This is a genomic window from Pseudothermotoga sp. U03pept, assembly GCF_051235805.1.
In the GTDB taxonomy this organism is placed as follows: domain Bacteria; phylum Thermotogota; class Thermotogae; order Thermotogales; family DSM-5069; genus Pseudothermotoga_B.
The window spans coordinates 963428-975937 of sequence record NZ_JBPNXV010000001.1; the positions used below are offsets into that span (position 1 = coordinate 963428).

At 42.8% G+C, this 12510-nt stretch carries 10 protein-coding genes; 5 read left to right on the forward strand and 5 right to left on the reverse strand.

The window, feature by feature from the left end; all coding sequences use genetic code 11:
- Nucleotides 1-4: 4 nt before the first annotated feature.
- From ACSFC1_RS04750 to ACSFC1_RS04760, 3 genes are read right to left on the reverse strand one after another with little or no spacing between them, the layout of a single operon-like run.
- Nucleotides 5-3109 carry an O-antigen ligase family protein gene (locus tag ACSFC1_RS04750; protein ID WP_435564974.1) on the reverse strand — a complete coding sequence of 1035 codons (3105 nt, stop codon included), beginning with the start codon at nt 3107-3109 and terminating at the stop codon, nt 5-7.
- Nucleotides 3102-4010: a glycosyltransferase family 4 protein gene (locus ACSFC1_RS04755; protein WP_435564975.1), complete on the reverse strand. Its 909-nt coding sequence runs from the start codon at nt 4008-4010 to the stop codon at nt 3102-3104. Before ACSFC1_RS04755 ends, ACSFC1_RS04750 begins: the two co-directional genes overlap by 8 nt.
- Complete coding sequence (locus ACSFC1_RS04760) at nt 4007-4693, reverse strand: DUF554 domain-containing protein (RefSeq protein WP_435564976.1); 687 nt, start codon at nt 4691-4693, stop codon at nt 4007-4009. Before ACSFC1_RS04760 ends, ACSFC1_RS04755 begins: the two co-directional genes overlap by 4 nt.
- A 38-nt stretch (nt 4694-4731) precedes the next feature.
- Between ACSFC1_RS04760 and ACSFC1_RS04765 the strand changes: the two genes are divergently transcribed.
- Together ACSFC1_RS04765 and ACSFC1_RS04770 are read left to right on the forward strand one after the other, a co-directional pair.
- A complete protein-coding gene (locus ACSFC1_RS04765; protein WP_435564977.1) occupies nt 4732-5499 on the forward strand; it encodes a type III pantothenate kinase in 768 nt (255 codons plus the stop codon).
- Nucleotides 5481-6806 (forward strand): B12-binding domain-containing radical SAM protein, encoded by a 1326-nt coding sequence (locus ACSFC1_RS04770; RefSeq protein ID WP_435564978.1) that lies wholly within the window; start codon nt 5481-5483, stop codon nt 6804-6806. The genes ACSFC1_RS04765 and ACSFC1_RS04770 overlap by 19 nt, the downstream gene beginning before the upstream one ends.
- Nucleotides 6807-6810: 4 nt before the next feature.
- On the opposite strand, the gene ACSFC1_RS04775 is transcribed toward ACSFC1_RS04770, so the two are convergent.
- Nucleotides 6811-7818, reverse strand: a complete 1008-nt coding sequence (locus tag ACSFC1_RS04775; RefSeq protein ID WP_435564979.1) for an SIS domain-containing protein — start codon at nt 7816-7818, stop codon at nt 6811-6813.
- A gap of 124 nt (nt 7819-7942) precedes the next feature.
- On the opposite strand from ACSFC1_RS04775, the gene infB reads away from it, so the two are divergent.
- The gene (gene infB / locus ACSFC1_RS04780; protein ID WP_435564981.1) at nt 7943-9964 is read left to right on the forward strand and encodes a translation initiation factor IF-2; all 2022 of its coding nucleotides are present in this window, start codon (nt 7943-7945) and stop codon (nt 9962-9964) included.
- On the opposite strand, the gene ACSFC1_RS04785 is transcribed toward infB, so the two are convergent.
- A complete protein-coding gene (locus tag ACSFC1_RS04785; RefSeq protein WP_435564982.1) occupies nt 9961-10371 on the reverse strand; it encodes a Fur family transcriptional regulator in 411 nt (136 codons plus the stop codon). The two genes, infB and ACSFC1_RS04785, sit on opposite strands and share 4 nt — an antisense overlap.
- Before the next feature lie 89 nt (nt 10372-10460).
- Here ACSFC1_RS04785 and ACSFC1_RS04790 point away from each other — a divergent pair, with 89 nt between their 5' ends.
- Together ACSFC1_RS04790 and gltX are read left to right on the forward strand one after the other, a co-directional pair.
- A complete protein-coding gene (locus ACSFC1_RS04790) occupies nt 10461-11078 on the forward strand; it encodes an N-glycosylase/DNA lyase (RefSeq protein ID WP_435565983.1) in 618 nt (205 codons plus the stop codon).
- 16 nt (nt 11079-11094) lie between these two features.
- Entirely contained in the window at nt 11095-12510 is a 1416-nt protein-coding gene (gene gltX, locus ACSFC1_RS04795) for a glutamate--tRNA ligase (RefSeq protein ID WP_435564983.1), read from the forward strand.

Consider the following 12510-nt stretch of genomic DNA (forward strand, 5'->3'; position numbering starts at 1 on the left):
CCTCCTACTTGACCATGGCAAAATCTTTTTGCTTCAAGGAAAGCAGTTGATAGAAAGCCAAAAAGCGACTTTCTCTCTCCCAGAGAAGGAGTTCGTTGGGTAAATTGACTATCCCAGAGGAAACTTTGTCCAAGGCTTGCGAAACTTTAGCCTGATCTTTGATCACGAGAGCGACGAGATTGAGCACCTCATTTTTCAATGCATTTGGTATGCTGTTAGACAAGGTGAATTTCTGATTGTACTTCTTGTCATAGACAACAGAGTTGAGCTCAGCTCTCACTATAGCTTCCCAATCGATGCTTCTGAGATATCTCTGAATCTGTGGGGTAAATTCCTTAACAGTTCCTCTTGCAGCTTCGATTCTGTCTGTGGAAACTCCATTTTCGAGAAGAATATTCGTCAGCATTTCTGCTATACCGTCGAGATATTTCTGTGTGATCTTTTCTACATCGAGTTTCTTGATCTCTTCGCTGATTCTATTGTATGCTGATTGGTAAAGTTGCATCATTTTTCTGTAAAGATCTTTAGCCCTTTCTGGGTCAGATTTCTCGAATTGAGCGGCAGCTGCCCATAGATACTCAGCCACACCATCCGGCACAGCCCAGACACCCTTGGATGCCATACCCTCACAAGCCCAGCTTTCTTTTTGTGCCAAGTACTCGATCAAATCGAAGATCTTTGGATTGGTTACAGAATCGATTGAAACTGCAAGAGTTGCTGTTAATCTGTAAATGTCTTCGCCTGAGATTGCCCTGTAGAGATTCATGTTCTTCCAATCTGGAAATCTGTTCCATCCGCCTGGTAATTTATCAACGGTAGCCTTTGCGTATCTTATGAACTCCTCAATATACCTTTCTCTCAGTTCTCTCAACTCATCTATTGCCTTTTGAACCACAGGATCGTCCTTTGAAGACTGCAGTTCATCAACCAACTGATTGATGGCATCGCAGAGAGAATGGTATCTGGCTGTTAAACCCTTGTAGGTATTTCGTTCATTGAAAGACAGCAGTGAAGTCTTGAAAAGTCCACAGGAATCAAGTATTGCCTGCATAGTAGCAATCACTTGAGCCAACTCAGGCTTTTTCTCGAGCAATTGAGTTGCGAACAAAAGGTCTGTAGCTTTATATTGTCTCGCAATGTATTTTTGATAGAGATCGAACTCCTGTCTGAGGACAGAATAGTCTTTTTTGCTGAGCGTGTTAACAAGTTTTTCGATCCTCAACGGTCTTAAAGAAAGCGAGGCAAGATAGAAGTATGCCTTTCCGTAGATATGGTTCAACTTTAGTGCTTTAAACAAGGCTTCCTCGGCTTTCTGTGTATAGGTCTTCTCGAGTTCTTCTGCCTTTTTCAAGTTATTACGAATAGTCGCCAGGTTTTTCTCAAGTTCCGCTCTGATCGTGGCGATTTGTTTTATTCTCTGTTTTTCTAAGTCGGCGCCCGAGAGATTTGAATACTTGTAGTTCTCTGGTCTTAAATACGTGAATTCACCTGTGAGTGTGTTGAGCTCTTGGAGTTTCTGCTCATACATTTTTTCATACCGCTGGAACAGGTTTTTGTCGTTCGATATATTGATCAAACCGTTGTAGTAGTTGTTGCCGTTTTTGAAGGAGACCTCACTGATGAAGTAATTCCATTTGAGATAAGTTGAAGCAGATGTTATTGCCATTACCAAAAGGAGACAGAAGGCAAGACTAATTCCCTTCAACTTTATCTCCCAAGCCATGATCTTCTTCTCGTTGAAATATCTGCCTGTTGCCGCTGCCGCGACGAACAACGCTAACAGGGAATTTGGCAACAGATGTCCTGGGAAACTGAAAAAACTCTGAACCATGAAACTAACAAAGGCGCAGGCGAAAATCAAAAACAACGACAGATCGTCTCTGTTGGTAACAGAACTGAGATATCTAAAAGCATAGACGATCAGAACAACTGCGAGCAGTACTACACTTGCGAAACCCAGAATCCCTGTTTCACCAAGAACCTGGAGATAGTCGTTGTGTGTACGCTTGAAGTTATTCCAGCCATACAAGAGCTCTGGATGATCTTTCATTGCCTCTTCAAGCGCGTCTATGGCTTTCACCTGGTAGGTTCCAATGCCGTCCCCCAGAATCTTGTTGTCTTTCCACTGGTATATAGAACCAAGCCATGCTAAGAAGCGTTCATCTCTACTCGATACGCTTGCCATCGCTGAAAACCTGCTCGTTATTGACAACTGTCCTTTGCCTGTCAAAGGATTATCGGTGTTGTAAACGATTAGAATGCCCACGATACCTATACATAAGATCAGCAACAACAGCCTGTTGAGCTTACGCAACCTCGGAAGATCTTTCTGAACCTGTTCGTTGTCAATATTCAACTGCGTCTTTTTCGAGTAAATGAGGTAGAAACAAATCAAAATGATCGTCGAAAGTATTAAAGATATGTACTCTGATCTCGTCTGGCTCACAATTATGGTTATCAAAGCCAAAAGTACAGTTACGAGAGAAAAGGTTTTTATCAAGAAAGTATTCTTGTAAGTGTATTTTCTCCAACCAAAGTCGAAACTGAAGATAAAATAGAGGGAGATCATAAAAAGCATCGTCATATAATTCGACACAAAGATTGTGTTTCCAATGGTACTCTTGATCGATGCCCTTGAAAAGGGTTCACCGACTGTTCCCAAAAAGATACTCTTGCCGGTGTAAAAGTTCAGAATGGCGTCGATTGCCACGATGGTTCCTGTACCAACGAATGTCAAGAGTATTCTTGTGATGTGCTCTTTGTTTGTGAATCTGTTCGATATGTATAAACCTATGAGTGCTGTTAAGAGAATGAAGATGGCTATGTCTATCGAATAATTGAAATACATACGGTTCTCTCTGTAGACTGTGATCGTAGACAAGAGAGAAGCAACTGAAAAGAGAAACCAGCTGAGGTTTGCCATTGAAAGATACAGTTTCAATTCTCTTTCTTTGTAAACACGATAACTCAAGATCGCTGCAATAATCAGCACGAATGCAGTTAATATTGCGTACTTTGGCACACTGAACTCATAGGTCACAAATTTATTCGCAAAGAGAGCAACTACTATAACTGTTATGTGAATCAGAATCTCTTCCACCTTAGTCATCTATTTTTCCTCCTTCGTCATACCAAAAGATCCTCAAGAATAAGAGTACCACAACAGATGCAATTAGTGCTATGAAGATGCCATATCTGAGATATCTAAGCAAGCCGAAGAATACTGCCAGAATGTTGACGAGCAAGAGCGTTTTACGATCTTTTACCAGTTTGGATCCTCTAACTCTGCGGGGAATTTTGTCGTATATGTGATCCCTGTCACCATAGAAAGGCGATCGCTGAGCGAGCAGTCTTCTTATCACAGTACCGAAGATGTCAAGAAAGAAAACCCAAAAAGGCAGAAAAGGCGATAGATGAAGAGAGTCTCTGAGATTTGAGAAAATCACACAGCTTATCGAAAATCCTATCACATAACTGCCAGCATCACCCATGAAGATCTTCGCAGGGGGAAAGTTGAACACTAAAAAGCCTCCAACTGAACCCAAGAGTGCCCAGCGAAGGGTTGGCTCTGCTGAAAAAATCATTCCAACAATTGTCAGTGTGGCACATATCCCATCCATGCCATCGATCATGTTTGTCGCATTTACTATCAAAACAAATAAGAAGGTGAAGAGAAAAACTTGAAAGATCTGGCTTGTAAAAGTGGTAGAAAGAAAAACCCCAACTGCGAACTCCACGATTAATCTGAAATACCACGGAAGTTGTTTTGTGTCGTCGAGAAGGCCGAGGAGAAACATAACACTCAGCAGTATCAAGATTTTGATATCTCTTGCAACAAAAGGTAGGACACCCGCGTAGATAGCCAATCCTCCGAGATATGGGGTGATCTTTTGATGTGTTTTGAGTTTACCATCTGGTCTGTCGACGATTCCAAAGTTCTTGCCAAGGTAAATGGCAAGCGGTGTTATCGATAAGGAAATAACGAAAGAAAGAATAACATGCGAGATCATTTGGATATCATCCTTGCCACAAGATCAACTACTGGAGTGAAGAAAAGTGCCGGCAAGAAATTACCAACCTTTATCTCTTTGATTTCGAGTAACCTTATACCTATCGCTATCACGATCAACCCACCGGCACCGGTGAAGTTGGCTAAGTAAGCCTTGTCGGTCAAAAAGACAAGCTGTGAAGAGAAAGCAACCAACAGCCCCTGAACCAATAGCACCACAATCGATGTCACAAGAACACTTAAGCCATACAGAGAAGCAAGAATTATCGAAGAGATGAAATCAAGCACCGATTTTATGTAGATGAGTGTACCATCTTTGACTAAGCCGGCCCTCACGGAGCCAACTATCGTCATAGGTCCGACAAGAAAAAGGGTTACGGCGGTCACAAAACCCTTTGCAAACCTGCTCGAATCTTTCGAGATCTTTCCGACGGCGGCTATTCTGTCCTCTATCTTCAAAAGTTCCCCAACTATCACCCCCATAGCAACTGAGAGTAAAACTACGATAAAATCTGATGTCTCGAGGGTCATCTTGATACCTATTCCGATGGTGGTCAAGCCTACGGCTTGAAACAAAACCTTCCTCAAGGTATCTGGTATTGACTTTCCCAGAATCAAACCCAAAGTTGCACCGGCGAGAACTGCCAGACTGTTTACAATCACTGAACCGTGTATTTTGAACACCTCCTTTTAGGTTATATTATATATTCGGAGGTGAATCTGTGCTCTTACTTTTTGACGTCGGAAACACACACACAGTAGCCGGTATCACAAAAGATGGGAAAGATTTCATGAAATGGAGGTTGTCAACTCACAGATTTGAAACGGAAGATGAGCTCTTCGTGATGCTCAAAACCTTGCTTGACAATACGGGGATAACCTCCTCTGAAATTGACTCGGTGGTCATCGCCTCGGTCGTCCCATCGGTGAACTACATATTCCATAGATTTTGCGGCAAGTATCTCGGTGTCAAGAACTTTTGGGTTGAAGCTTGTGATGGACTTGGCATAAAGTGGAATGTGAAAAATCCATCAGAGATCGGTGCTGACAGAGTCGCCAACGTCATTGGAGCTGCTGATATCTGCGAAGATGCAATAATAGTTGATTCAGGTACGGCGATAACGGTAGATGTTTTGATGTCGAATTCCTACGAGGGTGGTGCGATCTTGCCGGGTTTGATGACTGCTGCATATTCATTGTTCGAAAAAACTGCAAAACTTCCACAGGTGGACTTGCATACACCAGGCAACTGTGTCGGCAAGGATACCGCCGAGAATATAAGAATCGGTATTGTCAAGGGAACCGCACATGCACTCAATGGGCTAGTCGAGGAAGTGAAAAGATGTTTTTCTGATGAACCAAAGATCTTTCTCACAGGAGGACAGAGTAAGATCTTAGAGAAACTCGTTCGGTATGACATTAAAGATCCAGATTTGACTCTGAAGGGGATGTATAGATACTGGCAGAAAAAATGTACATCTTGCTTGTAAACCCTTGGATCTATGATTTCGCCGCATACGATTTTTGGCTCAAGCCTTTGGGTATATTGTATGTAGGTGCATTTCTCAAAAATGTAGGCTTTGAGGTCAGATTGATTGACCTTTTGAATCGACATGATCCCAAATTGGCAGAGTTCGCCAAGCTCAAGCCAGACAAAAAGTTCGGGACGGGCAAATTTGTTGAAAGAGAGGTCGAAAAGCCACCTTTTTTGAAAAACATTCCACGCAGGTACAAGTGTTACGGTGCACCCTTAGAGTATTTCATCACACAGTTGAAAGATGCGGGTAAACCGGATGCAGTGTTCGTGAGTTCCTCTTTGACATACTGGTGGCCTGGTGTTGCTGAAACGATAAGGGTTATCAAAGAAATTATGCCAGCTGTACCAGTTGTGCTCGGAGGCCTGTATGCAAGATTGTACCCAGCACACGCTGTAAAGAACACAAAGGCAGATTATGTCTTCAGCGGGGAGTTATCGCAGATCAACCAGGTGATGAATGACTTATTTAAAAGAAACTTGAACTTTGACTTTGAGAATTGGTTTGAAATCTTAGACCCAGCCTATGAACTGTATGAAAAGGTTGGGTATTTGGTTTTTCTGACATCACTTGGTTGCCCATATCGTTGTACCTATTGTGTCTCACCAAAGTTGTGGAGGAGATTCACCCAAAGAAAACCTCATACTGTTGTCAACAGTGTTGAGAGATACCTTGATCTTTTCAAGGTGAAAGATGTTGTATTCTTTGATGATGCGATATTGATCAACACAGAAGATCACTTCAAACCTCTGCTCAAGCTGTTGATCGAGAGAGACTTTGGTGTTAACTACCATCTGCCAAATGGGATACACGCCAGGCTTGTCGACGAGGAGCTTGCATTCCTTTTGAAAGAAGCCGGCTTCAAGACGATAAAACTCGGCTATGAAACATCCGGTTATCTGCAGAGAACCACTGGTGGGAAGGTCTACGATGAGGACTTGGTAAGGGCTGCAAGAATTCTGCGTAAAGCCGGTTTCACTAAGGAAGAAATACAGGCATACGTGATGGTAAACATGCCCTTTCAGAAAGCCGAGGACGTCCTCAAAGCAGTAGAGGTGTGCAAAAATGAAGGTATCTCTGTATCGGTAAACGAATACACACCAATTTATGGATCTGAAGACTGGCACATGCTTGTACAAAGAGGAGTGCTGGATGAAGAAACAGATCCAGCACTTCTCAACAACACGGTTTTACCATATTGGTTCAGAGCCGGTATGAGTTTTGAGACTGTTCAGATGCTAAAGACTTTGGCTCGACGATGAAAGCTTATTCTTTTCTTGTGACCTTTGAAGCGATCATGCCAACACCTGGTTCATAGCCTTTCGCAACTGCTAAATCATCAGCGGCTTTTTGAAGGATCACCATAACAGGTATCGATGACAAAGGTTCTTCAAGCCCTTCCTTTATGACGATAGATCTTTCTATAGGTCTATCGTAATCGGTTATGCACCAAACATTTTCGTATGATGAAAGATCTCCAAGAAGATCTAAGGTCAGTCCAAATGTCTTGCCGTGAAGCGCAGTGACAACAACGAGTGGATTGGTGACCATCAATTCCATGGGCCCATGTCTAAAGCCTGCACCGCTGTATACAACGGAGTTGACCTTTGATATCTCTGCGAGCGTGAGTTGAGCCATTCTCATAATGGGTATTGCAAAACCTCTTGCAACTAAAATGGAATTTTCCTTCTTGAGCAAGTCCTGTGTGAAGAGTTCAATCTTCAGAGTCAAGGCATTCTCAACGTACTCAATTAATCTTTCGTAGTTGAGTTCTTCACCAATCCATGCCGAGGCAACAATGAGTAGTGTGACTATGGTGTTCAGAAAGGTTTTCGATGAACCCATGGCTCTTTCGATACCCGCAAAGACTGGAAAAACTCTTGAATCGGTGAAAACCTTCGCGTTCGAAGACTGGGGATTGTTTGTGACGAGAACACAGTTATTAATCTTTCCTGCATACAAGTCAAGAAAACGTGTCAATTCTGCTGTTTCACCTGATTGACTGACCAGAAAGATCGTTTCATATCTTTCAAGCAACTTCTCACTGTCATACCATATGAACTCAGACAGTTCTCTGCACTGCGCATCTATTCCATGAGAGCGCAGGTATATAGTCGCGTAGAGAGAGGCGTAGTATGACGCACCCATTCCAAGAAAAAGTACACTATCATGGCGAAGTGTTTTTGCCATTCTCACCAAGGTGCCTTTTTGCTTCAAAAGTTCTCTAAGAGCCTTTGGTTGCTCAAGAACATCTTGCAGGAACATCGATTTCATCTGCTATAACCTCCTCACCGTATACTCGATTAAGTTTATAACATAAGATTTTAAAAACTCTTCAGACAAAAGGCAAACAAATCGTGTAAAATACACAAAGGGTACTTGAAAGGGAGTGTGAAACATGCCAAGACTCAGAGTGTACGAACTCGCCAAGAAGTTGAACATGTCGGCGAAGGAGCTTCTTCAAGAACTTGAAGAACTCGGTTTAGACGTGAAGAACCATATGAGCTATATAGATGAAGAGACTGTGAGTCTCATTCTTGAGATTTTCGAAGAAGAGGAAACAGCTGTAAAAGCAAAGGTATCCAAACCGAAAAAAGAGAAAGAAGAGGAAGAAGAGGTTGCACAAGAGGTTCTCCTAAAGCCAGAAGAAATGCAGTTGAACACCTTTGCCGTGAAGATAGGCATTGCGCTGAACAGAATCATACAAGACATGTTTGCCAAGGGAATTGTTTTAAAGCCGATGCAACAACTTGATGAGAAGCTCGCCAAAGAAATAGCTCGTATGTATGGATATCGTGTGAGATTCCAGCAAGACGTTGAAAAGGTAGAGCAAGAAGAGATCATCGAGAATGAACTGGAGAAACTCGAGAGATATTTCGAGACACTTTACACAGTCCACAGAAATGAATTGACAACTCGTCCACCCGTTGTCACGGTGATGGGTCATGTCGACCATGGTAAAACGACTCTCTTAGACAGAATCAGAAAGACAAGAATAGCAGAGCAAGAGATAGGTGGTATCACACAGTCCATAGGAGCTTATCAGGTAGTTCATAATGGTAAGAAGATTACCTTTATAGACACCCCAGGGCATGAGCTATTCACCGAAATGCGTGCCAAAGGAGTGCAAGCCACAGATATTGTTGTGCTTGTCGTTGCTGCAGACGACGGCGTTATGCCTCAGACGGTGGAGGCATACAATCATGCCAAAACAGCTGGTGTACCAGTTATTGTGGCAATAAACAAAATAGACAAACCAAATGCAAACGTTGAATTAACCAAGCGTCAATTGGTGGATAGCTTGAATCTGATCCCTGAAGATTGGGGCGGAGATGCCATCGTTGTGCCGATCTCTGCAAGAACTGGTGCTGGCATAGACGAGTTACTCGAGATGATCTTGTTAGTTGCAGAAATGAAAGAGATAAAGTGTTTTCCAAAAGGACCAGCCAGGTGTGTGATCATAGAGTCCAGATTGGACAGGGCACTTGGACCGGTGGCAAATGTGATAGTGAAAGACGGAGTACTGAGTGTGGGAGATTACTTGGTTTCCGGGCCCGTGTATTGTAAAGTCAGAACACTCATAGACGACAAGGGTAGATCGATCAAGAATGCCGAGCCGTCACAACCAGTCATGATAGTTGGATTTGAAGAGGTACCAGATATCAGATATATGGTGTACGCTGTAGCAGATCTTCAAACTGCAAGGATTGTAACAGAACAACTCAAGGAGAGATTCGATAAAGAGAGAGCCACAAAAAGAAAGATCAAGTTGGAAGAACTCCTCAAACTGATGGAAGAAAGCGAAAAGAAAGAACTGAACATAGTGCTCAAAGCCGATACATTCGGCTCGCTGAGCGCCCTACAGAATGCTATAAACTCGATCAAGAGCGAGGAAATAAAGGTAAATATAGTACATTCATCGATTGGAGCGATTAACAACAGTGATGTGATGCTCGCCTCTGCGAGTAATGGAATCATAATCGGTTTCAGAGTAAAGGTCGATTTGCAAGCGAGAAAGACAGCAGAAAGTGAAGGTGTGCAAATCAAAACCTATGAGATCATATATGACTTGCTCGACAACTTGAAGCTCGCCCTTGAAGGTATGCTGAAACCAGAAATCGTGGAAGAATTGGTAGGACGTGGTGAGATTAGAAAGATTTTCGATATAAAGAAAGTCGGTACGATTGCAGGGGTTCAACTCTTAGAAGGTTATGTGACAAAGAGTTGCACTGTGAAGATCTTCAGAAATGGAACCTTTGTGTTCAGTGATGAAATAGAGACTTTGAAGCATTACAAACAGGACGCTGATAGAGTGGATGCACCCCAAGAATGCGGGATTAAGCTCAAAGGAAGTTCAGAGATCAAAGAAGGCGACGAGTTGGAATTCTACCAGAAAAGGGAGATTCGAAAGAAACTTTAGCCCTTGCGCTGAAGATAATCACTGCACTGCGTGCACACACCATAGACAATCAGTTCAGTCCTTTCGACTATGCCAGCCACGTTAACTGTTGCTCTGTAGTTTATATCGTAGACGTTCCCGCAGATCCTGCAGACAAAGTGACCGTGGTTGGATGTGTCCACATCGTATATCGTTGTGGTTTCGTTGATGGATATCTTCTTCAGATAGCCAATCTCCTCAAGGGTGTGCAAGGTGTTATAGACTGTAGTGAAAGAAACACTGCCCACTTTGGAGAGAACATGCTCGTAGATCTGCTGTGCCGTTGGGTGTATTCTGTTGCTTTGCAGGAACCTCAGAATCTCAACTCTCTGTGGTGTGATCTTCAGGCCATGATTTTTCAACAGTTCCATAATCTGGCTCACAGACATCTCTCAACCTCCAATTTAACTCACAACTATTATACCACCGATACGAATTAGTTGATTTATAATCATTGTGGGAGGAGATTAAGGTTTCGCTGTTAGAAGATCTGAACAAGATAAGAGATCAGGCAAGAGAACTTGTGGAGAAGAGGTTTCAAGAATTCGTACTGCTGGGTCAGAACGGTACAGAAGAGGATCTCTTTGCAGAGCTTTCCTTCTGTGTTTTGACAGCAAATTGGAGTGCACAAGGAGGCATCAGAGCCCAGCAGGAAATCGGAAAGAACGGGTTTTTGACTTTTTCTGAAGACGAGCTTGAAAGATGGTTGGCTAAGGTAGGGCACAGATATCCTAAAGCCAGGGCGGCGTATATAGTCAAAAACCGTAGCCTTGTGGGTAGTTTACGCTCTATTTTGAAACTGGATCCATGTGTTGCAAGAGAATGGCTTGTGAAAAATGCACTCGGTATTGGTTATAAAGAGGCAAGCCATTTTTTGAGGAATGTAGGTATTGATAGCCTTGCTATCCTTGACAGACATGTTCTTTCATTAATGCAGCAGTATGAGATCATCAATCAAGTTCCAAAAGCACTAACGAGACAACGCTATCTGAACTACGAGAATCTGTTGAGAGATCTCGCAAGAACTTTTGGTGAATCTCTCGGAAAGTTCGATCTGTATTTATGGTACTTCATAAAGAAAAAGGTTGAAAAATAACAGGAGGTGTTTTGAGTTGGTCAGAGTGCGATTTGCTCCGAGTCCCACAGGTTATCTACACGTTGGAGGTGCTCGAACGGCTTTGTTCAATTATCTTTTCGCAAGACACCATGACGGAAAATTTGTCCTGAGAATAGAGGACACCGATATCGCACGTTCCGAGAAAATCTTCGAAGAAAACCTTATGAAAACTCTTCGGTGGTTAGGTTTGAACTGGGACGAAGGACCAGATATTGGTGGCCCATATGGACCTTATAGGCAAAGCGAAAGACTGAGTATTTACAGAGAGTATGCGGACAGATTAGTTCGTCTTGGAAAAGCATATGAGGTCTATGCCTACCCAGAGGAAATTGAGCAGATCAGAGAGCAGCTTCTTTCAAAAGATCAAGCGCCACATTACACGAGAGAACTATTCGAACCTTTTGGCACAACTCAACGAAAAAGAGAATATGAAGAAAAGGGTCTCAGACCGGCGATTTACTTTTCAATGCCTCGAAAAACCATAGTCCATGAAGATTTAGTGAAGGGTACCGTAGTCTTTTCAGAGGGTTCTGTAGGAGATTTCGCACTATTGAGGAGTAATGGTGTGCCAACTTACAACTTTGCGTGTGTCGTTGACGATATGCTCATGGAGATAACCCATGTCATACGAGGAGATGATCATTTACCAAACACTGTGAAACAACTTGCAATCTATGAAGCCTTTGGTGCAACAACTCCAAAGATAGGCCATGTTTCGACAATCCTTGGACCAGATGGTAAAAAGCTCAGCAAGAGACATGGAGCCACTTCGATCGAGGAATATCAAGCCCAGGGATACTTGCCAGAGGCTGTCGTGAATTACCTTGCACTTTTGGGGTGGTCTTCGGCAGATGCGAAAGAGATCATGTCAATGGAGGAAATGATCTCGAAGTTCTCCATTGACAGAGTGAGCAAGAATCCAGCGATCTTTGATCCTGTGAAACTGAACTGGATGAATGGATATTACATAAGAAACATAGATCAGAAAAGACTCTCACAAATCGTACAACCTTTTCTCGCAAAGTGGAATTTCACACCGAGAGACAGCCAATGGCTCGAAGAAGTCTTACAGACTGTCAAAGACAGAATGCATACTTTGAAGGATTTTCAAAATGCCGCAGAGTTTTTCTTCGTTAGACCAAAGGTAAGTCTATCTGTGAATGAAGATCTAAAAAGTGCTTTGCTGTTATGTGCTCAGCAGCTTGAGAGTTCACCTCAAAGTGATAAGAGTCAGCTTGTGAATGTGATCAGAACGGTTGTGAAGAGTACAAAGGTGAATGCCAAAGAGTTCTACACAGTTTTAAGAGAGGTATTAACAGGCAGAAAAGAGGGACCTGAACTCGTTGATGTCGTCTATCTTTTGGGTGCACAGGAGACGGCAGCAAGGATTAGAGAAAGTCTGGAGGGATAG

Bases quoted from the DNA above. Each gene is read 5' to 3' on its own strand.
- ACSFC1_RS04750 (WP_435564974.1), bottom strand. From the start codon at position 3,109: ATGACTAAGGTGGAAGAGATTCTGATTCACATAACAGTTATAGTAGTT.
- ACSFC1_RS04755 (WP_435564975.1), bottom strand. From the start codon at position 4,010: ATGATCTCGCATGTTATTCTTTCTTTCGTTATTTCCTTATCGATAACA.
- ACSFC1_RS04770 (WP_435564978.1), top strand. From the start codon at position 5,481: ATGTACATCTTGCTTGTAAACCCTTGGATCTATGATTTCGCCGCATAC.
- ACSFC1_RS04775 (WP_435564979.1), bottom strand. From the start codon at position 7,818: ATGAAATCGATGTTCCTGCAAGATGTTCTTGAGCAACCAAAGGCTCTT.
- infB (WP_435564981.1), top strand. From the start codon at position 7,943: ATGCCAAGACTCAGAGTGTACGAACTCGCCAAGAAGTTGAACATGTCG.
- ACSFC1_RS04785 (WP_435564982.1), bottom strand. From the start codon at position 10,371: ATGTCTGTGAGCCAGATTATGGAACTGTTGAAAAATCATGGCCTGAAG.